Consider the following 21,175-nt stretch of genomic DNA (forward strand, 5'->3'; position numbering starts at 1 on the left):
GGAGGGGAGAGGGAGTTCAAGGCTCAGCGCGGATACTTCGCCATGATGCCGTGCACTTGGCGTACCAGGTTCACCGCCTGGTCGAACGGGCGCAGCCACATGTTGCGGCCGAACATCACGCCAGTGGCGCCGCTCTGCATGTAGTGCTCCACCTTGCGCAGCACGGCCGCGTCGTCGTCGTTCTTCTCGCCGCCGGAGAACAGCACCATGGTGCTGCCGGCCGAGCGCACCACGCGGGCGCAGCGGGCGGCGGAGTCTTCCTGCAGCTTGTCGTACGGCGCCGGCACGTTGGCCACGCTGTCGTTCGGTTCGTGCAGCTTCACCAGGTCGGCGCCCATTTCCAGCGCCACGCGCGCGGCGTAGTCCTGCGCATAGAGCGTATTGGTGCCGCCCTTAGCGTTGACCGCGCTGCCGCGCGGGTACGACCACACCACCAGCGGCATGCCGTAGCGCTCGCAATCCTGGCGCACCTTCCCGAACTGGCGGAACTCGTCGTCCTGGCGCGGCGAGCCCACGTACATGGTGTAGCCCACGGCGTCGGCGCCGAGGCGCACCGCGTCCTCCACCGAGGCGAACAGCGGCGAGGTGGCCTCGGCGTCGCTGGGGATGTTGGTCTTGCCGTTGAGCTTGAGGATCAGCGGCACGCGGCCGCAGTACTCGGTCATGTACTTCTCGGCCAGGCCGATGCCCAGCGCGATGGCGGAAAAGCCGCCCGCTGCGGCCATCTCGAATTGGTAGCCGGGATCCACGGCGGGCGGATGGGGAAAGAAATCGGTGGGGCCGTGCTCCAGGCCCTGATCCAGCGGCAGCACCAGCAGGCTGCCGTTCTTCGGGCCGTGGCCGTACAGAAGGCGCCACAGGCGCGTGCGCTTGCCGTGCGAGAGCGGCAGTCTGGAGAACTTTTCGGAAGCTTGCGAAGGGACTTGTAAGTTCTGATTCATTTCGCCTAGGCTGCACTGGTGGACGAATGGCTTCACATTCGGACGAAATGAATCAAATGTCAACACTCGAAAACAAAACGAAAGAATTCGATAGTCTTGCCGTGCTGAAGGCTGCCGGCCCGGCGGCGCAGCGCGAGCACGGCTATGCCGACACCCTGCGCGAGATCCTGCAGCAGCCGGCGACCTGGCTGACCACGGCGGCGCTGCTGCGCGAGCCTTCGGTGCGTGCGCAGCTGCAGGCCGCGCTGGCGCCGCGCCCCGCGCACGTGGTGCTGACCGGCTCGGGCAGCTCGATCTATGCCGGCGAGTGCATCGCGCCGGATCTGCAGCGGACGCTGGGCGTGCCGGCGCTGGCGATTCCCGCGGGCACCCTGCTCACGCATCGCAAGGCGCTGCCGCCTGGCGGCGGCCTGCTGATCTCGATCGCACGCTCGGGCGACAGCCCGGAGAGCGCCGGCGTGATCGACCAGTTGCTGGCGCATGCGCCGGATTGGCGCCATCTCGCGATCACCTGCAACGCCAGCGGCAAGCTGGCCACGCAGTACGGCAATGAATCGCGCTACGGCTCGCTGGTGCTGGACGGGCGCACCAACGACCGCAGCCTGGTGATGACCAGCAGCTTCACTAACCTGGTGCTGGCCGGTAGCGCCCTCGGCGGCCGTGCCGATGACGCCGAATGGCAGGCCGGCGTGCGGCGCGTGGCCGACTGCGTGCAGCGCGTGTTCGACCACCAGTCCGATGCGCTGGCCGCCATCGCCCGTCGCAGCTTCGGCCGGGCCGTGTACCTCGGCAGCGGCGGCGCGCTGGGTGCCGCGCGCGAAGCCGCGCTGAAGATGCTGGAGATGACCGGCGGCCGCGTGGCCACGATGGCCGAAACCTTCCTCGGTTTGCGGCATGGCCCGATGTCCAGCCTCGACGAGGACAGCCTGGTGGTGGCGTATCTTTCTCCAGATCCCACGGTGCGTGCCTACGAATACGATCTGCTGCGCGAACTCGCCCGCAAACGGCTGGGCATGCTGCGCGTGCTGGTGGGCGAGGGCATCGCCGACGACGTGGTCGGCGCGCAGGACGTGGCGGTGGATCTGCAGGGCCTGCAGGCCTGCGACGACGCCTTGCCGCTGCTGGCCGACGTGGCCGTGGGCCAACTGCTGGCGCTCTTCCGCTGCCTCGCCCTGGGTGGCAGGCCGGACGCGCCTGCGCAGGGCGTGCTCACCCGCGTGGTCGAAGCCTTTGCATTGCATCCGGGAGACATCGCATGAAGCGCGTACTGGTCGCGGGCGAGATGAACGTCGACCTGGTGTTCCGGGATTGCCAGTCGTATCCCGTGCCCGGCCACGAGGTGCTGGCCGAGGACGCCCGGATGGTTCCGGGCAGTTCCTCGATGATCTGCGCGATGGGGCTGGCGCGCCTGGGCAATCCGGTGGCCTTCGCCGGCAAGGTGGGCGCGGACGGCTGGGGCGGCTTCTGCGTATCGGCCCTGCAGGATGCAGGCATCGACGTGGGCGCGGTGCGCCGCGACGCCAAGCTGCGTACCGGCATCACCGCCTCGTTCTCCACGCGCAGCGACCGTGCGCTGGTCACCTTCGTCGGCGCGATCGGCGCATTGCGTGCGGACGACATCGGCGATGCGTTGCTGGCGGGCGCCGATCACCTGCATGTGTCGTCGTATTACCTGCAGAGCGCGCTGCGGCCGGATATCAAGTCGCTGTTCGCGCGCGCGCGTGCGCTTGGACTGACTACCTCGCTCGACCCGGGCTTCGATCCCGAGCAGCGCTGGGGCAACGAATGGCCCTGCCTGCTTGCCGAAGTCGACCTGTTCCTGCCCAACGACGTGGAGTTTGCCGGCATCAGTGGTTGCGACTCGCTGCTCGACGGCCTGCGCGCGCTGGACAACGGCCGCACCTGCACCGTGGTGAAGCGTGGCCGCCAGGGCTGCGTCGCGCTGGATCGAGACGGCAGCCTGCTCGAATCGCCGGCCTTCGCGCTGGACGCGGTGGACAGCACCGGCGCTGGCGATTCCTTCGACGCCGGTTTCCTGCACGCCTGGCTCGATGGCTACCCGCTGGTGGAAGCCATGCGCTGGGGCAACGCCTGCGGCGTGCTTTCCACGCGCGGCCTGGGCGGCACGGCGCAGCAGGCCGACGCGGACGAGGCGAGGGCCTTGCTGGAAGCCGCAACGTGATTGCCGTGCTCGGCATCAACACCGCCATCGATCATCTGATGCAGGTGGACGAACTGCGCCTGGGCGAAGTCAATCGCGCGGCGCACGAGCAGGTGCTGCCGGGCGGCAAGGGCCTGCACGTGGCGCAGACCGTCGCTGCGCTGGGCGAGCCGGTGCAGCTGATCGGCCTGATCGACGCCGCGCACCGCAATCTCACCGCGCGCCACCTCAGCGAACGCGGCGTGCTGTTCCACGGCGTGGAGATCGACGCGCCGCTGCGCCATTGCATCGCGTTGCGGGACGCGCGCGGGCAGATCACCGAAGTGCTGGGGCAGGGGCCGCAACTGGGCGAGCGCGACCGCGGGGCCCTGCAGCGCGCCTTCCGCCGCGCGCTGGAGGAAAGCGACCTGGTGGTGCTCTCCGGCAGCCTGCCGCGCGGCCTCGCCGACGGCACCTACGCCGAACTGGCGGAGCAGGTTCACGCCGCCGGCAAGCGCTGCCTGGTCGATGCCAGCGGCGAGGCGCTGCGGCAGGTGGTGGCGGCGCGGCCCTTCCTGCTGAAGCCCAACCGCGACGAGGCCGAGGCCCTGTTCGGCCGCGTCATCGACGGCGTGGAAGCCGCGGTCGCCGCGCTGCGCGAACTCCATGCGCGTGGCGTGGCGATGCCCGTGCTGAGCCTGGGCGCGTTGGGCGCGGTGGGCATGGACGGCGACGGCGCGTGGCATGCCTCGGTCGAGCTGGAACAGGTGCGCAACACCGTCGGTTCCGGCGACTGCTTCCTGGCCGGCATGGCCGTGGCGATCGCGCGCGGCGAGCCGCTGCGCGAGGCGCTGCGGCTGGCGGTGGCCTGCGGCGGCGCCAACGCCGTGGGCGAGGAAACGGGTTGCGTGGAGCGACGCGAGGTCGATGCGCAGCTCGAAAAAGTGCAGTTGCGATCGCTGGATGCCCGGTCATCGAACAATTCCAAACCAGAGAGGTAGCCATGTCGCGACCGTCGTTTCCGTCCTCCTGCCGCGTCATTCGCCACGCGTTGCGCGCCACGGCGCTTGCCGCTTGCCTGTCCGCCTGCGGTCTGGCGTGCGCCGAAGACAGCGTCGCCACCGGTAAGCGGGTGCTCGCTCCCGGCGCGGCTGCCTTCGCCGACCGGCAGGGCGCGGAGAGCTTCGGCAACGCCGCCATCGAGGCACGCTGGAAGCTGGACGGCAAGCATCTCGTCGAGATGACGGTGACCGACCGCGTGCACGGCCGCACGTTCGCGGTGCCCGCGCCGTTCGCGCTGGTGCTGGCCGACGGCAGCACGATCAAGGCCACCGACATGGATCTGCGATCGCCGCCGAAGATGGTGGCGCTGCCGGTGGACGCGCAGGCTTCGCGGTTTTCCGAGCGGCTTCCCGGCAAGGCGGTGGAAGCCAGCTTCGCCGATGCCGGCGGCCGTTTCCGCATAGCCTGGAAACTGGTGCAGCGCGACGGCTCGCCCTACCTGCGCGAGGAGGTGAGCATCACGGCACTTAAGCAAGACGAGAAGATCGCCAAGGTGTCGCTGCTGCAATCGAAGGCGGATGCCCCCGAGGTGATGGGCACGGTGAACGGTTCGCCCATCGTCGACGGCGACGTCTATCTCGGCTTCGAGAACCCGCTGTCCGAGAGCACGGCCTACCACAACCTGGCGCAGCTCACGTTGTCGCGCACGCTGCCGCTGGAGCAGGGCAAGACGGTGGAATACTCGGCGGTGGTGGGCGTGGTGCGCGACGGCCAGTTGCGCCGCGACTTCAACAGCTACGTCGAACGCGAGCGCGCGCATCCGTACCGCACCTTCCTGCACTACAACTCCTGGTACGACATCGGCTACTTCACCCCCTACACCGAGGCGGAGGCGCTGGATCGCATCAACACCTTCGGCGAGGAATTGCACGTCAAGCGCGGCGTGAAGCTGGACTCGTTCCTGTTCGACGACGGCTGGGACGACCGCAGCGGCGCGTGGAACTTCAGCAAGGATTTCCCGCACGGTTTCGTGCCTTTGCGCGATGCGGCCGCGAAGTACGGCGCCGCGCCAGGCATCTGGCTGTCGCCGTGGGGCGGCTACGGCAAGCCCCACGACGAGCGCATCAAGAACGGCAAGGCCGCCGGCTACGAGATCATCGACGACGGGCTCGCGCTGTCCGGGCCGAAGTACTACCTGCGCTTCCATCAGGTGGTGATGGACATGCTCGACAAGCAGGGCATCAACCAGTTCAAGTTCGACGGCACCGGCAACGTCAGCAGCGTGTTCCCCGGCAGCCGCTTCGACAGCGACTTCGCCGCGGCGATCCAGCTGATCAGCGACATCCGCAAGGACAAGCCCAACACCTTCATCAACCTCACCACCGGCACCTGGGCCTCGCCGTTCTGGCTGCGCTACGCCGACACCATCTGGCGCGACGGCGAGGACGACTGGTACGCCGGCGTGGGCACGATGCGCGAGCAGTGGATCACCTACCGCGACCAGCAGACCTACCAGAACATCGTGCTGAAGGGCCCGCTGTTCCCGATCGATTCGCTGATGCTCCACGGCATCATCTACGCGCAGAAGAACCCGCGCCTCAACACCGACCCGGGCCACGACTTCGCCAACGAGGTGCACTCCTACTTCGCCACCGGCACCGAGCTGCAGGAGATGTACATCACGCCCTCGCTGCTCACGCCGCAGGACTGGGACACGCTGGCCGATGCGGCGAAATGGTCGCGCGCCAATGCCAGCGTGCTGCGCGACGTGCACTGGATCGGCGGCGATCCCGGCCGGCTCGACGTCTACGGTTGGGCCGCGTGGTCGCCGCAGAAGGCCATCGTCACCTTCCGCAATCCCGACGACAAGCCGCAGCTCGCGGTGGTCGACCTGCAGCGCCAGTTGCAGCTGCCGCCGGGCGCGGCGAAGCGTTTCAGCGTGCGCGACGTGTGGAAGAGCGGCGGCGCCGACGTGCCGAAGGTGCTGGATGCCGACCGCGCGGGTACGATCACGCTGGCGCCGTTCGAGGTGCTGACGCTGGAACTGACGCCGGAGACGCACTGAGCGCCGCCGCGCAGGCACCGCGACGGGAGATGCGATGCAACGCCGTGACTTCCTGAAGCTGTCCTTGCTGGTGCCGTGCCTTTCGGCCTTGCCTGCGTGGGCGGAAGCGCTGGCCGGCCGCGAGCCTGCGGCCGTGCCCGATGGCAGGCCGCATCGCTTCGAGCTTTCCGCGCGGCACTTCCTGCTCGACGGCAAGCCGTTCCGCATCATGAGCGGCGAGATGCACCCGATCCGCATCCCCGCCGAGCACTGGCGCCATCGCATCCGCATGGCCAAGGCGATGGGGCTCAACACCATCGCGATCTACCTGATGTGGAACGCACTGGAGTCCGAGCCCGGCGTGTTCGACCTCGAGACCGGCAGCCGCGACTTCGCGAAGTTCATCCGCCTCTGCCAGGCAGAGGGCATGTGGGTGTACCTGCGCCCCGGCCCCTACGTCTGCGGCGAATGGGATTTCGGTGGCCTGCCGCCGTACCTACTGCGCGACCCGCACGTGCGCGTGCGCGACAAGGGCGACGCAGGCTACATGGCCGCGGTGCGCCGCTACATCGCCACCGTCGCGCCGGTGGTGAGGCCGCTGCTGGCGGCGAACGGCGGGCCGATCCTGATGGTGCAGGTGGAGAACGAGTACGCCTCGTTCGGCCACGACCTCGGCTATCTCGAAGCGATCCGCGCACTGTGGGAGCAGCATGGCGTGCACGGGCCGTTCTCGATCTCCGACGGACTGGCCCAGGTGCGCGAGGCGAAGACGTACCTGGCGGGAGCTGCGCTGGGCCTGGACGGCGACACCGATTTCGTGGGCGCGCAGGCCATCGCGGGCGAACTGCCGGTGTGGATGGGCGAGGGCTACCCCGGCTGGATCACCCACTGGGGCGACCGGGATTTCGCGCGCGGCGATTTCGCCGACACGCTGGCCACGCTGCTGGCCGAAGGCTGCTCGTTCAACCTGTACGTCGTGCATGGCGGCAGCAACTTCGGCTTCGGCGCGGGCGCCAACGCGAACAACGACTATTCGAACTTCCAGCCGGTGATCACCAGCTACGACTATGGCGCGCCCATCGACGAGCACGGTGCACCCACGGCGGACTATCACGCTTTCCGCAAACTGCTCGCTTCGCATGCGAAGCAGCCGCTGCCAGAAATACCTGCCACGCCGCCCATGGTGGACTTCGCGCCGTTCACGCCGCAGCCGCACGCCGCATTGTGGGACAACCTGCCGCCCGCGAAGCAGGTGCGGCAACCGCAACCCAACGAGCTGCTGTTCGGCCAGGATCACGGCATGGTGCTGTATCGCCGGCCGGTGCAGGGCGGCAGCGAACTGGCCATCGACGGCGTGCGCGACTACGCCACGGTATTCCACGGCGGCCGCTACGTCGGCTATCTCTCGCGCGTCGAGCATCCGAAACTGTGTGCAGGCGACAAGCTGCAACTGTCGGCGACGAAGGGCGAAGCGTCGCTGGAAATCCTGGTCGACAGCTTTGGCCATGTCGGCTTCGGCCAGGCGATGGCCGACCGCAAGGGCATCGTCGGCGAAGTGCGATTGGACGGCCGGCCGCTGGAGGGCTGGGAGGCGATGAGCTTGCCGCTGGACGATCGTTGGCTGGCGTCGCTGCGCCCCTTGCGCGGCCAGCCCTCGCGGCCGGGTGTGTTCTTCAAGGGCAGCTTCCCACTGCAGGGAGCGGGCGACTGCTACCTCGACATGGCGGACTGGGCCAAGGGCTACCTGTGGATCAACGGCCGCCTGCTGGGCCGCTACTGGAACCTCGGCCCGCAGCGGCGGCTGTACTGCCCCGCGCCGTGGCTGCGCGCCAGCGACAACGAGGTGCTGGTGCTCGACATGCACCACACTAAGCCGGCAGTGATCCGCTGTGCGGCGTCATTGCAGGCCTGATGAGCCGGGTGGCTTCGGGCGGTGTATCTCCAGATCCAATGATCTTCGGCCAGGGCGGCTTTGCTGGCCAGGAGGGCTTGTCCGACCGACTTAGTGGAGGAGTGCGGTTCCGATGTCCATCGAATCCATAGTTGTGCATGAGCTGCACGACTGTGGCCCGTGCAGACGTGGAGGAACTGCATGCGTCATTGAGTCGTGCAGCGCCATCGGGGTGTGCTCGCGGGCGATGATCACGGTGATTCCAGTATCGAGGGGCCAAGGGGGGGGGGGGCTAAATCGTCTCATGAGGCGACGGTCGGTTTAGATCCTATGTCCGCATCCCCGGGGTGCTGCATGGAGTACCTTGATCGGCCGTATCTTAAATCGGCTCAGCATTGAGATAGCTTTCCTGATGGTGTAAGCGGAGCCTGAAAACGAAGGACAACTTCCTTCAACGCATCGCAAATGGATGTTGCCAGCTCTTCTTGCTCACGAATGCCAAACTGTACCGATCGGTCAAAATGCCTTGCCCAGGTGATACGGCTCAATGAAAAATCCACCAGGCGGATCGACGCGCGTATGCGCTCGGAGTCGACGCGTACACTCCCCTCGATCAGGTGATGAAGTTTCGCCTGCATATCGATCTGATGGGTGTCATTCCTTGAAATTGACGCCATCGGAAGCGTGGCCCTAGTCAAAATTTCACCGAATGAAAAATAAAGCTGATTGAGTAGTTCCTCGTACAATCCGATGGCAAAAGACTGCCCTTCACCGCTCTCGGCGATATGCCGAATTGGGCGTACAACAAGACAGCCGCTCTGGGTCGAGCTTCGCTCTGGTCGACTCATGCGGTGCAAGACGGGCATGTGTTGACCTACAGGTATGCTTATCATGATGCCGTCGCATGGCACTTGTTCCCTGTAATAGGAGGCGAGGCGCTGCCGCAAGCGTCCCACCTGAACCCTGACAGCGGGATCTTCGGAAACGTAATCCTTCGGATTTCTATCAAAAACTTCTATACCGATAACGTATTCGCTGGTGTTTCCATTTTTTCCGGCCAGTGCTTGTTCGATTAGAAAGCGCAGCAGGCGCCGCATGCGATGGGCTTTCACGAAGTGCTTGCTGCCCAAGATCAAATCACAAGCGGATCGAACCTCTTCATCGGTGATTGTTTCGGCTACATCGACCTTGTTCTCCACGGCGCCCCCTTGGCTTGCCTTCCTTATTGAGGATAGCCTCGCGTCAATTACGTGGCGTTCCTGTAATTGGAAGTGCATGATCAGAAGTAGTGTTCCAGGCCAGCTGCCCCTTAAGGCAGCCGCTCTGTTAATGACGATCCTATATGTTCGGCGATGAAAGCTTCCATTGTTCAGTCGTCCGGCACACGCCTATATCTCTTGAATTCAAGGCGCAAGAAATTGTCGTCGTCGGATGTTTCCTGCGACATTGGAGCAGATTGAGAGCGGTGAGGTGAAAAAGTGCCCGGGCGCGAAATGCAAGGATCTGCAAGAGTGGTGGCTGTCAGTCCTTCTTCATAGCGAAACTTGCGCTTTGCATGACTTGAGCTTGGCCTCGGGTGCCTGGATGCGGGACAGACGCGGTCGTCCAGTGTGGAAGTCCGGTCGGTCGTCGGGTGCTCTCGGGCCGGGCACGGGCGAAGAGGTGCCACGTGTCGGCGCCTCCTGCGTCCGCAAGCGGGGTGTGGTCGGAATACTTCCGATGAAAGATCCATTTCTGTTCTGCGCGATCCGTGTTGGGAGTGAGGCTTGGTTGCAGGCGTCTCCTTGATAAAGCTCCATTGTTGCATCAAAAGTCTTATTTGTTACCGTAACAAATTTGCATGGTTACGGTAATGATACTTGTGAATGGTATTTGTGTTGTTCTAGGCTGATTTCATCAATTAGATTGTCTTTCGGCTCAGGGGCGGCTAATCCATCGGAGGGGCGAATGGCTGGTCAACTACCAGAAGATATCGTTCAGGCAATCGCAATATCTAACGCGAAATCGATTGGTGAGCAGCCTGCGATATTGGCGAATCTTGCGCTTGCCCAGCAAATATTCAATCAGAATATGCAGCAGCAGATCAGCCTCAGCCAGCAGCAGGCCATGAACCAGGTTCAGATGGCTGCTGCGGCAAAGTGCGTCACCATGATCGAAAGCGCCGGTGGATGCAAAAACCAGGCGACCATTGATCAGATGGTCAAGGATATTGAGAAAATCATCAAGGAAATAGGCAGAGGGAAGGCCTCGTCGTAGCTTTCTGGAAAATGATAGGGTGAGTGCATCCGCGTGGATCGAATCTATCTGCATTCATCATGAATGCATTGGATGCCCTGAACATGGGCGAAGCAGTAAGGTCTGTTCCATCAACAATCACTGTCATCAAGGAGAATCACCATGGCTGATTTACCCGCAGAAGTTGTTACCGCTGTTGCAATCGGCAACCTCAAGGCGATTTCGGAGCAGCCGGCAATGCTGTCCAACCTGGCCTACTCCAATACGGTGGCTAATACCAATTTGTCGCAGCAGAACGCGGTGGCCAACCAGCAGGCCATGAACGAATTGGGTATTTCCATCGTCGCCAAGGCTTCCAACACTGTCAGCAACCTCGGGCCGTTGGAGGCGCGTTCTGCCGTGGATATCCTGACCAATGACGAATTGGCACAGACCATCGCCGACATGAAGGCCACGTTGCAGGCCTTCACCAAGCAATAAGATCCGGCGGATCGGGCGCTAACCTGGAGAGCAAAACATGCTTGACGAACAGGTACTCAACGCGGTGGCGACAGGCAATCTCAAGGCGATTTCGGAACAACCAGCCATGTTGTCCAATCTCGCCTACTCGAATGTGGTTTCCACCAATAACCTCGGGCAACAGAATGCGGTATCAAACCAGCAGGCCGGCAACCAGCTGGGCGTGCCACTGGTGGCCAAGGCCACCAACACCATCAGCAATACGGGGCCGCTGGCGGCTCGGTCAGCAGTGGATGTGTTGAGCAACAACGAGTTGGCCCAGACCATTGCCGATCTGAAATCCGCCGTGGACGCGTTTGCTGCACCTCACGGTAGGCATTGGCTCAAGCGGTTGGCGGGCTTTGGCCTGAGAGTCAGCCCGAAGGGCGAACTGCTGATCCTTCCGCCGGGTGCGACCTTCCTGATTCCCGAGGGTATCCGTCATGAGGACGTCAGAGTCACGGTCAATGAAGGGCGCATAACCATCAGGGTGTCGGAACGCGCATAATCACTGCAAGGCGATGAAGGTGGAGGCGCTTGCAGCCTCCATCTTCACTTGGGGATGAGGGACATGGAAACGATCGAGATCATCGTTGGAGAAGACGAGCCGTCGGGCGATCCCGTGGTTGCCGCGCTTGCGCTGAATAGCATAGTGATGGCGCAGCAATCCTCGGCCCTCAGCGACTTGGTGTATGCCAATCAGGTGAGCAGCAATGACCTGGGTGCGAAGTCGCAAGTCGCCAATCAGGATGCGATGAATCGTCTGCGTCAGACGATCCTGGCCGATGCCGTGACACGAGTCCAGGCCCTCGGGCCAACCGCGGCCCGGGCCGCCGTGGCCACGTTGACTTCGAACGCCATGGCGCAAGAGATTGCTGATCTCAAGGCCGCCGTCGAAGCCTTTGTCTCGAAACCGTGAAGACCTGTTGCATGCGAGCACATCATGGCTGAGCAATCGACTGCGGATTCGCCCATGGAAAGCTACAACCGCACACTCATCGACCAGATCAACGATCAATTGAAGCGCGGTTTCGACGCCAACTTGCGGGCCGGCGGCTATTGCGTGATCAGGGTCGGGGTCGATGGCGTCCTTTCGGTGCTGGCCTCCACGACGGTAAGCGACCAGCACGACATCGTTTTCGGGCCGCAATCGTTTGCGGCATGCATTGAATACGTCAATGGCAATCTTGTCACCCGGATGGCGGCCGGAACCGGGACGTCCCGGGCAAGTAAATCTTGAAAGCCATCACCTGGGCTTGCATCGCTGGTTTCGGGCCTTCGAGATGCCATCCGTAACTGGATTCGCCGACTTCAGTCGCACAATTCAAGGATAACCATCATGAGAATCACGACTTGGAATATGCAGGGCAGTACCCAGCAGGTATACCTCGGACGCTGATTGCTCAGAACAATCCCGACGTGATCTGCCTGCAGGAATGCGGCGATATGACCCATCTGTTGCAGAACGCGGTTGGCGTTTTCGGGTTTCCAAACTCGCTGGTCGGTATCTATCAGAATGGCATGAATATCTACAGCGTCATGTTCTGGTACAACAACGTCGATGCCAATCCGCGCAACAGTCTGGCGATCATGAGTCGCATCACCATAACCGCCTACGGCATCCGTGTGCCGGTGGCAGTGCCTCCGCCCGGATATCAGCCTGGAAATCCCCGCAATCTGCCTTGGATGACGGTAAATGAAGGCGGCAACCTGATTACCATCTATTCCTATCATGGGCCGTCCGCGGGCACGGCCAATGCCGCGAGCTACAACAATCCGCAGATTGCCGCGATAAGTGGCCTTGGCGGGACGTGGTCCGTGGTGGGCGATTTCAATGCCGATCCTACGAGCAGCGCATTTGTCGTTCCGCCAGCTGGCGCCGTGGTGCGTGGCAACCATGCGACCCAGCAGGGCGGTGGTTTGCTGGACTACAGCATTACCAACGCAGGCGCGGGCTACACGTACTCTGCGGTGGGAATCCTGCTGGGGGCATCGGATCATTTTCCGCAAGATTTCAACTATTGATGCTTTTTTGTTGGCGGTCTTGCCTCATCAGGGCTGGCCCGGATTTTGTGAAGCAAACACCAAATCGAGTTTCCGTGTCGAGTCGATCGCTGGGGATATCGGAGGCCACCGACCGGAAGGTATCCGGATCTGGAAGGCCGGCATATGCCGGCCTCGATTCCTCCAATCGATATTTGCCTGCTTGTTGCGGCGAATCAACTCTCTTCGGCTGGATCGAAGTTTTCGCAATGCCGCAGGCGAGGCAGGCCCGATGGTCATGAAATGTTCGAGAGGTTGAGGAAATGAGCAAGCCGGAATCGATGCAGCAATTGGGCAGGGTCGTCGAGCAGATTGCCGACTCGATGACGATCGTCGCGACAAATATCGCGATGCTCGGCGTTCAGGGCGATGCCGACGAGCAGATGCGGATCATCACCGAAGAAAACAACAAGGTGCTCAATCGCATCCGGCAGCTGTACAACCTGCCTGTCGCGCCCGAGAGCTAGCATGGCGGCCAGCGGCGCCATCGTCGAGGGCCCCCTTGCCGCGGCGGCGGCCTTGAATGCCGTGGCTCTCCCCAGCGCCGAAGCCGGCTACATGTTCATGATGGAGATTCTCGGAAACAACGCCACGCCACTCATCTTCGGTTCCCTGGGCTTGAGCGCCACGGCGATTGCCGAAGGGTTGGCCATGTATCAGGCGGTGATGGCCATCGCCGGTAATTGCCGGTAACGAGCATGGCCCGTGGCACACCTGGTTGGCGTCCCGTGCCGGAGCTGGTTGTCGTGGTGGCATTTCCCTCGGCCTATGGCCAGGTGGCGTGGCCGAGCGACTTGCCGTCGCCTGCAGGCGATTTCTTTGTCGTCCAGGCCGACAGCCAAGACATCGTTCTGCCGAGCCCTGTCATCGATTGGCTGACACTTTCGCCGGCAGTCGCCCTGGCCCCAGGGCTTAGCCAGGTGCCATACCTTGCCACCGACAACACACGCAGCGTGCGTCGTATTCCGGTTCCCGTGGTGGTGCGGGGAAATCGCTATTCGGTGATGTTCTTGCAACAGCCGGGCGAGCTGGTGCAGACCCAGTTGGTGGGAACGCTGAATTGCCCGTTGAACATCGACTGCCTGATCGCGATCACGTTCATCGCCGATCTGATCAAGAAGATTCCCGTACCTCCCATCAAACTTGTCGTGATGGTGGTTGCCGTCCTCGCCATCCTTGCCCTGGGGTTTGCCGTATCGGCGCTCCGGCACGCCTTCACGGCTCCCGAGCCCAAGCCTCTCTCTACCGATACCAACGGCGTGCCCATCGTCATCGTGCCGGGCGTGGCGGTTTCGCAGGGCTTGCCGCTCGCGGGCATCGCCGCCGAGGATCAAACCATCGCCCTGCAGACCATCAAGGAAATCTATTGGCTGATCAAACAGGCGGGAGCGTGATGCCACCCGCGACTTCATCACGCCTTGCCGTGGAACAGCTCCCGCCCGATCAGCATGCGGCGGATCTCGTTGGTTCCGGCGCCGATCTCGTAGAGCTTGGCGTCGCGCAGCAGGCGGCCGGCGGGAAATTCGTTGATGTAGCCGTTGCCGCCCAGCGACTGGATCGCCTCCAGCGCCACCTTCACCGCGTTGCTGGAGGCGTTGAGTAGGCAGGCGGCCGGGTCGATGCGCGACTTCACGCCGCCGTCGAACTGCTGCGCCACCATGTAGGCGAAGCCGCGCGAGCTTTGCAGCGCGGTGTACATGTCGGCGACCTTGGCCTGCATGATCTCGAAGGTGCCGATGGGCGCGTTGAACTGCTTGCGCTCGCGCACGTAGGGCAGGGTGAGATCCATCGCCGCCTGCATCAGGCCGATCGGGCCGCCGGAGAGCACCAGCCGCTCGGTGTCCAGGCCGCTCATCAGCACGCGCACGCCTTCGTTGACCTCGCCCACGATGTTCCCGGCGGGGATCTCGCAGTCCTCGAACACCAGCTCGCAGGTGTTGGAGCCGCGCATGCCGAGCTTGTCCAGCTTCTGCGCGGTGGAGAAGCCCTTCATGCCTTTCTCGACGATGAAGGCGGTCATGCAGCGGCTGCCCGCGGCGCGCGGCGCGGTGCGCATGTAGACCAGCAGCACGTCGGCGTCGGGGCCGTTGGTGATCCACATCTTCGAGCCGTTGGCGACCCACACGTCGCCCTTCAGCTCGGCCTTGCAGCTCATCGAGCCGACCACGTCGGAGCCGGCGCCCGGCTCGCTCATCGCCAGCGCGCCCACGTATTCGCCCGAGCACAGCTTGGGGATGTACTTCTTGCGCTGCGCCTCGTTGCCGTTGTGGAAGATGTTGTTGACGCACAGGTTGGAGTGCGCGCCGTAGGACAGGCCCACCGAGCCCGAGGCGCGCGAGATCTCCTCCATCGCCACCATGTGCGCGAGGTAGCCCATGCCGGTGCCGCCGTACTCGGTGGGTATCGTCATGCCGAGCAGGCCCAGGTCACCGAACTTGCGCCACAGGTCGGCCGGGAACAGGTTGTCGTGGTCGATCTGGGTGGCGCGCGGCGCGATCTCCTTCTCGGCGAAGGCATGCACGGTGTCGCGCAGCAGGTCGATTTCTTCGCCGAGCGGGAAGGGGCGCATGGACGGCATTCCTGGGTGAACGGAACACGGATGATAGCGTGCGCGTGTGCGGCGGGGCTTGGTGGTGTGCAGCAAACGGGGGGCGATGGAGCCGCTGACGGGTGATGGGGCAAAGTCGACGCGATGAACATGTCGTGCGGGCACTCATTGGAATGGTTGGTGATGTCAGTTTTTTCTGATATTCATTCTGAAGTCGTGCTTCTTGGGAAAATTTCTTGCAAACTGTTATCGAGGTAGGTGGAAGTTGGCGGGTTGCTACCTAAGTGGATGGTTGTGTCCAAAACGGAGAGAAGGGATGAAGCTCACACTAACGATGGTTCGTTGCAAGAGTCGGCATGCGGCTCTATTTTTCGCTTTGCCATTTTTGCTTTTTGCCAAAACAGGCTTTGCGCAGAACGAATGCGCGGCACACTTCACGGTCAAAGGCGATCCCCGCAATGGGGCTGGTTATGTAACTTACATCACCATTCCGAACCTCGACATTCATAGTGCTCTTGGGCAGATACAGAAGATGGGCCTCGATGCTGGTCTTTCTCCTGGTGCCGAGAACTATGAGGGGGACACGGGAACCATCATCCTCTTCAAAAAGGATAAAGTCGGTCTATTTCATTCTCAGCAGGGTTTCCCCATCATGGCGAAAGCCCAGAAGGCGGACAACCGATTGATCATGGCACTTCAGCTCAATCAGGGACAGGTCATGCAGGCCAAGGATGCACAGACCCTCCTGTGTGGCATGGCGTACCATGTCACGATGGATGGCGCCGGTGCCGCGAACGCAGCTGCCGCCCATGCCCAGACCCATAGCGATGAGATCATCAACACCACCGCGACTGAGCTGGCGCAGAAACTGACCCGGCGCGCATGGGATCTGAAAGGGCTCAATCAGGACGACCTCCAGAATGAGTATACGGGTAAGGTTTTTCGTATTGATGGTCAAGTTTCCATTACCAGCCCGATGGAAAATTATAATCGTGCACTACAGATTCAATCAGGCAATAAGTCACTCACCATTACATACAACACGTCGCAAGTGAAGTCTGGTCTTTTAAGGGGTAATGGCTTGGCTTTTCACGGTAATGTTATCTGCCATACCGACCCCAGTCAGTTGGGTCGTTTCATGGCATTGCGCAATGGCGATTACGCCACTGTCATCGGCAAAGTTACGCAGGTTGTTGCGAATCGGGATGCTGGAACCCTTTACCTTGACTGCCACTTTGAAAAATAGCGGAAGGAGGGCCGCCTGTGGGATGTTCAAGGTGGTTTCACGGGTGGCTATTTAAAGGAGTGCCGAATTTATGTTCACTTCCAAAGTCGTTTTTTTGCACTTTTCGTGGTGGCTCCAGCGTTCTCACAAACGGTCATCATGGGTCATCACATTGGAGAGGGCGTTTCTCAGTTTCTTGCCGAAGGGCCGGTTCTCCAGGGTAGAATAACTTCCTGCCGTGCGGATGAACCCGGGCCACTGACGCCGGAGTAGATTCACAGACTTTCAGGACAAGATGTCGAATGGCTGATATTGCAGGTGTGCCAGTCTGTTGTGAAATCAACTGATTCTGAGTGCCAGATAAAATTAAAACGAATGCCCTCTCGAAACGATTTGGAAAGGCTTGCTGGGCAGGGGGGCATATCGACAAGCGAATACCAGATGTGGTCGCTGCATGTCATTCGTTGCTGGCTTTGATTGCGCCGCCTTCTTCTTCGCCCATGCTCATTCAGTCGTTGCCGGATAGTGAGCCGCGCCCGCTTACTTGGTATTTCAAGAATGGCGCTCTGTTTCGGATCGATATTGATTTCGATGGTGGCGATTTCTCCGAAATTTCCAGTGACTTTACCGGTAAAGCTGATGTTGCACCGATCATCAATAACGAGATTGATAATCCGACTCTGTATGGGGCAACCATCAATGTTTCGCGCAAAGCAATTTGGCTGACGCCAGAGTTGTACGCGTTGCTCGAAGAAGATGCTGGCGCTGCCTCTGAACAGATACGTGCTTTCATCATCAGCAGAGCCGAGTACGACGTATGGATAAAAAGCCACGTGAAGCAAAATTCTTTCGATTAGAGCCTTTGTCAGATGCGCCAAGCGACAATGCCCCGGCATTACCGGGGCATTGTCGTTTCATCAGGCCGCCCTGCTCATGCTCAGGGCAGCTTGACCAGCTTGGCCTTCAGCGCGACGCCGGACATCAGGAAGCCCTTGTGGCATTCGTAGTTCTGGCTGTCGCGGTATTCGGTGCCGTTGTAGTTGCTGACGATGTCGGTCACCGCATTGGCGCCAGCCTGCTTGGCCTCGCTCTGCAGGTAGATGAGGTCGGTGGCGAGCACGTGGTTGCAGGTTTCCTCTTCGCTCTTGCCGAAGGCATTGGTCTTGCGGTTGATGGTGACGTTGTCGTTGACCACCGTGCCGTGCGGGCCGGTGCCGGCCAGGTAGAACTTCACGCTGCCGTCGATCAGGCCGGCCTTCTGGGCGGCAGCCACGCCGTTCTCGAACGACAGGTGGATCACCTTGTCGCTGGCCATGGCGGCGGCCGGGGCGGCAAGAAGCAAGGCGGTGAGGCCGAGGGTGAGTGCTTTCATGCGGTTCTGTCTCCTTGGGTGGACGGGTTGGGTGGGTCTGCTGGATCGTTCGGGATGGACAACGGTCGTGCGGGAGTCTTGGGCCGTGCGTCGATCCCGCATGCTGCCACGGCCGGCGGCGTCAGCACAGGCCGCCGTTGACGGCGAGCACCTGGCGGGTGATGTAGGCGGCTTCGGCGCCCATCAGGAAGGCCACCGCGGCGGCCACTTCCTCCGGCGTGCCCGCGCGCTGCGCGGGGATGGCCTTGAGGATCTCTTCCACCGGCACGTCGGCGTCGAGCATGTCGGTGTCGATCAGGCCGGGCGCCACGCAGTTCACGGTGATGCGGCGCTTGGCCAGCTCCACCGCCAGCGCTTTCGCTGCGCCGATCACGCCGGCCTTCGAGGCGCTGTAGTTGACCTGGCCGCGGTTGCCGATCAGGCCGGACACCGACGTGATGCACACGATGCGTCCCGGCGCGCGGCGGCGGATCATCGGCATCATCAGCGGATGCAGCACGTTGTAGAAGCCGTCGAGGTTGGTGCGCAGCACGCTGTCCCAGTCCTCGTCGGACAGCGCGGGGAAGGCGCCGTCGCGCGCGAGGCCGGCGTTGCACACCACGCCGTAGGGCGCGCCGTGTTGTGCCACGTCCGTCTCCAATGCGGCGCGGCAGGCGGCGCGGTCGGCAACGTCGAACTGCAGCACCCGCGCGGCGCGACCCATGCCTTCGATCTCGGCGCGCACGGCTTCCGCCTCGTCGCGCTTCGAGCGGCAATGCAGGGCGATGTCGTAGCCGGCCTGCGCCAACCGCAGCGCGATGGCGCGGCCGATGCCGCGGCTGGAACCGGTGACGAGGATGCAGTCAGCCATGGGCGGGCTCCGTTGCGGGCGGCTGGAACAGCGCGGCGGCGTCGGGCGGGCTGAACACGGTGAGCCGCGCCTCCGCCAGCACGCCGGGTGCTTCGATGCGGCAGGCGAATACGCCCATGCCGTTGTCGTCGTGGAAATCGCGCCGCGCCTCGACACGCAGCTCGCTGCCTGGTGCGAACGCGGCCACGTTGCAGGCGTAATGGCGCGTGCCGAGCAGGAAGCCCAGCCGCACCGGTTCGCCGGCTTGCTTGGCCTGACAGCCGGCCCACGCGGCGATGGCCTGCGCCATCAGCTCCACGCCCATCCACGCGGGCAGCGAGCCGCCGGCGTCGTGGAACAGGCCGCCGGCCGGCACGCGCCGGCTGCACAGCGCGTGCTCGGGGCCGTGCTCCAGCACGGCGTCGAGCAGGATCATCTCGCCGGCGTGTGGCAGCAGTTCCGCGATGGGCCACGGCGTCATGTGGCGTCCCCCAGGATCAGGCAGGCGTTGTTGCCGCCGAAGGCGAAGGAACTGCTCATCAGCCGGCGTGGTTGCGTGGCCGGCAGGCGTGCGCCGGCTTCGACGAAAGGCAGCGTGGGCAACTCGGGGTCGGCCTGGCCGTCCCAGCGTTGCGGCGGCAGCCGGCCATCGCGCAGGCTCAGCCAGCAGAACGCCGCTTCCAGCGCGCCGGCGGCGGCCAGCGTATGGCCGGTCAGCGACTTGGTGGACGAGCACGGCACGCCCTGCGGGAACACCGTGGCTACCGCCGGAGCCTCCATCGCGTCGTTGTGCGTGGTGGCGGTGCCGTGCAGGTTGAGGTAGTCGATCTGCGCGGCGTCGAGCTGGGCGTCGGCCAGCGCACGGCGCATGGCCGCGGTGGCGCCGCGGCCCTTGGGGTCGGGCGAGGACATGTGGTGCGCGTCCGAACTGGAACCCGTGCCAAGCAACTGCACGGCACCGCGCTCGCGCGTCATCAGGAACAGCGCGGCGGCCTCGCCGATGTTGATGCCGCGCCGCTCGCGGGAGAACGGATTGCACGGTGCGGCATCCATCGCGCCCAGCGCGTGGAAGCCGTTGAGCGGCAGCCGCGCCAGCGTGTCCACGCCGCCGCAGACCACCGCATCGCAAAGGCCGGCCTGCAGCAGGCGCTGCGCACTGATGAGGGCGCGCGCACCGGCGGTGCAGGCGGTGGAGATCGCGTAGCAGGGGCCGGCCAGGCCCAGCCACTCGGCGAGGAACTCGGCCGGGCCGGCCAGTTCCTGGTGCGCATAGCGATAGTCCGCCGGCCACGCGCCGTCGCGGCGTTGCGCGGCGAGGCCGTCGGTGGCTTCCTCGATGCCGCCGGTGCTGGTGCCGAGCACCACGCCGACGCGTTCGCTTCCGTACCTCGAAATGGCCGTCCGGACGTCCGTTTCGATTTCCTGCGCTGCGGCCAGCAGCAGGCGGTTGCAGCGGTTGTCGCGGGTGGCGGCCAGCGTTGCGGGGATGCCGGGCAGCGGCGTGCGCACGGTGCCCAGCGGTGGCGCATGGCCGGGGATCCAGCCGGCTTCGGCGTGCAGGCCATGCGCCTCGCCGCCGAACAGCGCCTCGGCCACCGCGGCCTTGCCCGCGCCCAACGCGCAGACCACGCCAAGCGCGTTGAGGAAGGCCTCGCTCATGCCAGCGCCGGCTTGCGCGCCGCCACGTTCACCAGCGTTTCCTCGCGCTGGCCGGGCGGGGGCGCGGCGCGCAGGCCCCAGCGTTCGAGCAGGCCGAAATCCTTCGAGCGGCTCCACCACAGGTAAGGCAGCGACACGTTGGCGTCGCCGAACACGAAGCCCTGCGCGCGCAGCATGTCGAGGTAGCCCTCGGCGCTCTTCTGCACGTGCATCGGGTGGCGGAAGAACCAGCGGATCACCCAGGTGTCGATGTAGGCCTTGGTGGATTCGGCGAACAGCAGCCAGCCGCCGGGTTTCAGCACGCGCCAGAACTCGGCCAGCGCCTGTTCCTGCTCGACCAGGTGATGGAAGGTCTGGTGGCAGAACAGCACGTCCACGCTGGCATCGGGCAGGTCGATGCGCGCGCAGTCGGCAGTCACGAAATCGGCGGCGATGTTCTCGCGTCGGGCCTCGGCACTGGCGCAGCGCAGGCTGTGCGGGTCGGCGTCCAGCCCGATTAGCCGATCCGGCGCGAAGGCCTCGCGCAGCAGGCGGAACGACTTGCCCTGGCCGCAGCCGGCGTCCAGCAGCACGCCGCCGCGCGGCAACGGTTCGCCGATCAGGCGCTTCAGGTCGTTGATCGCCACGCGCAGCACGTGATGCTGCCAGGTGTGCGTGGCGAGGAAGCGGAAACCGATGCGGGTTTCCTCGACGTAGGTGGGGCTGGCGTAGGTCATGGGGTTACTGGGCGTTGAGGCTGTATTCGGCA

At 63.6% G+C, this 21,175-nt stretch carries 24 protein-coding genes; 16 read left to right on the top strand and 8 right to left on the bottom strand.

All coding sequences use genetic code 11. The annotated features are described in order from the left end of the window. Nucleotides 1-23 precede the first annotated feature (23 nt). Nucleotides 24-941 carry a class I fructose-bisphosphate aldolase gene (locus ACZ5Z2_RS06070; protein WP_464761054.1) on the bottom strand — a complete coding sequence of 306 codons (918 nt, stop codon included), beginning with the start codon at nt 939-941 and terminating at the stop codon, nt 24-26. A 56-nt stretch (nt 942-997) separates the two neighbouring features. Here ACZ5Z2_RS06070 and ACZ5Z2_RS06075 point away from each other — a divergent pair, with 56 nt between their 5' ends. From ACZ5Z2_RS06075 to ACZ5Z2_RS06095, 5 genes are read left to right on the top strand one after another with little or no spacing between them, the layout of a single operon-like run. Beyond that, nucleotides 998-2,200: an SIS domain-containing protein gene (locus ACZ5Z2_RS06075; protein WP_464761055.1), complete on the top strand. Its 1,203-nt coding sequence runs from the start codon at nt 998-1,000 to the stop codon at nt 2,198-2,200. Next, entirely contained in the window at nt 2,197-3,123 is a 927-nt protein-coding gene (locus ACZ5Z2_RS06080; protein WP_464761056.1) for a carbohydrate kinase family protein, read from the top strand. Before ACZ5Z2_RS06075 ends, ACZ5Z2_RS06080 begins: the two co-directional genes overlap by 4 nt. Next, nucleotides 3,120-4,082, top strand: a complete 963-nt coding sequence (locus tag ACZ5Z2_RS06085; protein WP_464761057.1) for a 1-phosphofructokinase family hexose kinase — start codon at nt 3,120-3,122, stop codon at nt 4,080-4,082. The genes ACZ5Z2_RS06080 and ACZ5Z2_RS06085 overlap by 4 nt, the downstream gene beginning before the upstream one ends. 2 nt (nt 4,083-4,084) lie before the next feature. Further along, nucleotides 4,085-6,148, top strand: a complete 2,064-nt coding sequence (locus ACZ5Z2_RS06090) for an alpha-galactosidase (RefSeq protein WP_464761058.1) — start codon at nt 4,085-4,087, stop codon at nt 6,146-6,148. A 34-nt stretch (nt 6,149-6,182) separates the two neighbouring features. Beyond that, nucleotides 6,183-8,039, top strand: a complete 1,857-nt coding sequence (locus ACZ5Z2_RS06095; protein WP_464761059.1) for a beta-galactosidase — start codon at nt 6,183-6,185, stop codon at nt 8,037-8,039. A 368-nt stretch (nt 8,040-8,407) separates the two neighbouring features. Here the strand turns inward: ACZ5Z2_RS06095 and ACZ5Z2_RS06100 are convergent, their stop codons facing one another. After that, nucleotides 8,408-9,217, bottom strand: coding sequence for a hypothetical protein (locus ACZ5Z2_RS06100; protein ID WP_464761060.1), 810 nt, complete (start codon nt 9,215-9,217; stop codon nt 8,408-8,410). Between the two features lie 748 nt (nt 9,218-9,965). Here ACZ5Z2_RS06100 and ACZ5Z2_RS06105 point away from each other — a divergent pair. The 9 genes from ACZ5Z2_RS06105 to ACZ5Z2_RS06145 all read left to right on the top strand — a co-directional run bounded on the left by ACZ5Z2_RS06105 (nt 9,966) and on the right by ACZ5Z2_RS06145 (nt 14,188). Continuing rightward, on the top strand, nt 9,966-10,274 hold the full coding sequence (locus ACZ5Z2_RS06105) for an FAD-binding monooxygenase (RefSeq protein ID WP_464761061.1): 309 nt from the start codon (nt 9,966-9,968) through the stop codon (nt 10,272-10,274). 141 nt (nt 10,275-10,415) lie between these two features. Continuing rightward, entirely contained in the window at nt 10,416-10,733 is a 318-nt protein-coding gene (locus ACZ5Z2_RS06110; protein WP_464761062.1) for a R body protein, read from the top strand. Nucleotides 10,734-10,770: 37 nt separating this feature from the next. Beyond that, complete coding sequence (locus tag ACZ5Z2_RS06115; protein ID WP_464761063.1) at nt 10,771-11,259, top strand: hypothetical protein; 489 nt, start codon at nt 10,771-10,773, stop codon at nt 11,257-11,259. A 63-nt stretch (nt 11,260-11,322) separates the two neighbouring features. Beyond that, entirely contained in the window at nt 11,323-11,670 is a 348-nt protein-coding gene (locus ACZ5Z2_RS06120; protein ID WP_464761064.1) for a hypothetical protein, read from the top strand. A gap of 54 nt (nt 11,671-11,724) precedes the next feature. Continuing rightward, nucleotides 11,725-11,991: a hypothetical protein gene (locus tag ACZ5Z2_RS06125; RefSeq protein WP_464761065.1), complete on the top strand. Its 267-nt coding sequence runs from the start codon at nt 11,725-11,727 to the stop codon at nt 11,989-11,991. A 113-nt stretch (nt 11,992-12,104) separates the two neighbouring features. Further along, entirely contained in the window at nt 12,105-12,776 is a 672-nt protein-coding gene (locus tag ACZ5Z2_RS06130) for an endonuclease/exonuclease/phosphatase family protein (protein WP_464761066.1), read from the top strand. A gap of 281 nt (nt 12,777-13,057) precedes the next feature. Next, the gene (locus ACZ5Z2_RS06135; RefSeq protein WP_464761067.1) at nt 13,058-13,261 is read left to right on the top strand and encodes a Ras family protein; all 204 of its coding nucleotides are present in this window, start codon (nt 13,058-13,060) and stop codon (nt 13,259-13,261) included. Nucleotide 13,262: 1 nt separating this feature from the next. Then, a complete protein-coding gene (locus tag ACZ5Z2_RS06140) occupies nt 13,263-13,487 on the top strand; it encodes a hypothetical protein (protein ID WP_464761068.1) in 225 nt (74 codons plus the stop codon). Nucleotides 13,488-13,522: 35 nt separating this feature from the next. Next, on the top strand, nt 13,523-14,188 hold the full coding sequence (locus ACZ5Z2_RS06145; RefSeq protein WP_464761069.1) for a hypothetical protein: 666 nt from the start codon (nt 13,523-13,525) through the stop codon (nt 14,186-14,188). Nucleotides 14,189-14,205: 17 nt separating this feature from the next. Here the strand turns inward: ACZ5Z2_RS06145 and ACZ5Z2_RS06150 are convergent, their stop codons facing one another. Then, nucleotides 14,206-15,363, bottom strand: a complete 1,158-nt coding sequence (locus ACZ5Z2_RS06150) for an isovaleryl-CoA dehydrogenase (RefSeq protein ID WP_464761070.1) — start codon at nt 15,361-15,363, stop codon at nt 14,206-14,208. A gap of 295 nt (nt 15,364-15,658) precedes the next feature. Here ACZ5Z2_RS06150 and ACZ5Z2_RS06155 point away from each other — a divergent pair, with 295 nt between their 5' ends. Further along, entirely contained in the window at nt 15,659-16,588 is a 930-nt protein-coding gene (locus ACZ5Z2_RS06155) for a hypothetical protein (RefSeq protein WP_464761071.1), read from the top strand. Nucleotides 16,589-16,920: 332 nt separating this feature from the next. Next, the gene (locus ACZ5Z2_RS06160; RefSeq protein ID WP_464761072.1) at nt 16,921-17,424 is read left to right on the top strand and encodes a hypothetical protein; all 504 of its coding nucleotides are present in this window, start codon (nt 16,921-16,923) and stop codon (nt 17,422-17,424) included. A gap of 80 nt (nt 17,425-17,504) precedes the next feature. Here ACZ5Z2_RS06160 and ACZ5Z2_RS06165 read toward each other — a convergent pair whose 3' ends face one another. The 5 genes from ACZ5Z2_RS06165 to ACZ5Z2_RS06185 all read right to left on the bottom strand — a co-directional run bounded on the left by ACZ5Z2_RS06165 (nt 17,505) and on the right by ACZ5Z2_RS06185 (nt 21,143). Then, nucleotides 17,505-17,939 carry an excinuclease gene (locus ACZ5Z2_RS06165; protein WP_464761073.1) on the bottom strand — a complete coding sequence of 145 codons (435 nt, stop codon included), beginning with the start codon at nt 17,937-17,939 and terminating at the stop codon, nt 17,505-17,507. A 121-nt stretch (nt 17,940-18,060) separates the two neighbouring features. Next, nucleotides 18,061-18,789 (bottom strand): 3-oxoacyl-ACP reductase FabG, encoded by a 729-nt coding sequence (gene fabG / locus ACZ5Z2_RS06170; protein ID WP_464761074.1) that lies wholly within the window; start codon nt 18,787-18,789, stop codon nt 18,061-18,063. After that, nucleotides 18,782-19,249 carry a hotdog family protein gene (locus ACZ5Z2_RS06175; protein ID WP_464761075.1) on the bottom strand — a complete coding sequence of 156 codons (468 nt, stop codon included), beginning with the start codon at nt 19,247-19,249 and terminating at the stop codon, nt 18,782-18,784. Before ACZ5Z2_RS06175 ends, fabG begins: the two co-directional genes overlap by 8 nt. Further along, complete coding sequence (locus ACZ5Z2_RS06180; protein ID WP_464761076.1) at nt 19,246-20,427, bottom strand: beta-ketoacyl-ACP synthase; 1,182 nt, start codon at nt 20,425-20,427, stop codon at nt 19,246-19,248. The genes ACZ5Z2_RS06175 and ACZ5Z2_RS06180 overlap by 4 nt, the downstream gene beginning before the upstream one ends. Further along, a complete protein-coding gene (locus ACZ5Z2_RS06185; RefSeq protein WP_464761077.1) occupies nt 20,424-21,143 on the bottom strand; it encodes a class I SAM-dependent methyltransferase in 720 nt (239 codons plus the stop codon). The genes ACZ5Z2_RS06180 and ACZ5Z2_RS06185 overlap by 4 nt, the downstream gene beginning before the upstream one ends. Between the last annotated feature and the right edge of the window lie 32 nt (nt 21,144-21,175).

This window comes from Rhodanobacter sp. G1 (assembly GCF_055397855.1).

Bases quoted from the DNA above. Each gene is read 5' to 3' on its own strand.
- ACZ5Z2_RS06070 (WP_464761054.1), bottom strand. From the start codon at position 941: ATGAATCAGAACTTACAAGTCCCTTCGCAAGCTTCCGAAAAGTTCTCC.
- ACZ5Z2_RS06075 (WP_464761055.1), top strand. From the start codon at position 998: ATGTCAACACTCGAAAACAAAACGAAAGAATTCGATAGTCTTGCCGTG.
- ACZ5Z2_RS06080 (WP_464761056.1), top strand. From the start codon at position 2,197: ATGAAGCGCGTACTGGTCGCGGGCGAGATGAACGTCGACCTGGTGTTC.
- ACZ5Z2_RS06090 (WP_464761058.1), top strand. From the start codon at position 4,085: ATGTCGCGACCGTCGTTTCCGTCCTCCTGCCGCGTCATTCGCCACGCG.
- ACZ5Z2_RS06095 (WP_464761059.1), top strand. From the start codon at position 6,183: ATGCAACGCCGTGACTTCCTGAAGCTGTCCTTGCTGGTGCCGTGCCTT.
- ACZ5Z2_RS06105 (WP_464761061.1), top strand. From the start codon at position 9,966: ATGGCTGGTCAACTACCAGAAGATATCGTTCAGGCAATCGCAATATCT.
- ACZ5Z2_RS06110 (WP_464761062.1), top strand. From the start codon at position 10,416: ATGGCTGATTTACCCGCAGAAGTTGTTACCGCTGTTGCAATCGGCAAC.
- ACZ5Z2_RS06115 (WP_464761063.1), top strand. From the start codon at position 10,771: ATGCTTGACGAACAGGTACTCAACGCGGTGGCGACAGGCAATCTCAAG.
- ACZ5Z2_RS06120 (WP_464761064.1), top strand. From the start codon at position 11,323: ATGGAAACGATCGAGATCATCGTTGGAGAAGACGAGCCGTCGGGCGAT.
- ACZ5Z2_RS06125 (WP_464761065.1), top strand. From the start codon at position 11,725: ATGGAAAGCTACAACCGCACACTCATCGACCAGATCAACGATCAATTG.
- ACZ5Z2_RS06135 (WP_464761067.1), top strand. From the start codon at position 13,058: ATGAGCAAGCCGGAATCGATGCAGCAATTGGGCAGGGTCGTCGAGCAG.
- ACZ5Z2_RS06140 (WP_464761068.1), top strand. From the start codon at position 13,263: ATGGCGGCCAGCGGCGCCATCGTCGAGGGCCCCCTTGCCGCGGCGGCG.
- ACZ5Z2_RS06150 (WP_464761070.1), bottom strand. From the start codon at position 15,363: ATGCGCCCCTTCCCGCTCGGCGAAGAAATCGACCTGCTGCGCGACACC.
- ACZ5Z2_RS06155 (WP_464761071.1), top strand. From the start codon at position 15,659: ATGAAGCTCACACTAACGATGGTTCGTTGCAAGAGTCGGCATGCGGCT.
- ACZ5Z2_RS06165 (WP_464761073.1), bottom strand. From the start codon at position 17,939: ATGAAAGCACTCACCCTCGGCCTCACCGCCTTGCTTCTTGCCGCCCCG.
- fabG (WP_464761074.1), bottom strand. From the start codon at position 18,789: ATGGCTGACTGCATCCTCGTCACCGGTTCCAGCCGCGGCATCGGCCGC.
- ACZ5Z2_RS06175 (WP_464761075.1), bottom strand. From the start codon at position 19,249: ATGACGCCGTGGCCCATCGCGGAACTGCTGCCACACGCCGGCGAGATG.
- ACZ5Z2_RS06180 (WP_464761076.1), bottom strand. From the start codon at position 20,427: ATGAGCGAGGCCTTCCTCAACGCGCTTGGCGTGGTCTGCGCGTTGGGC.
- ACZ5Z2_RS06185 (WP_464761077.1), bottom strand. From the start codon at position 21,143: ATGACCTACGCCAGCCCCACCTACGTCGAGGAAACCCGCATCGGTTTC.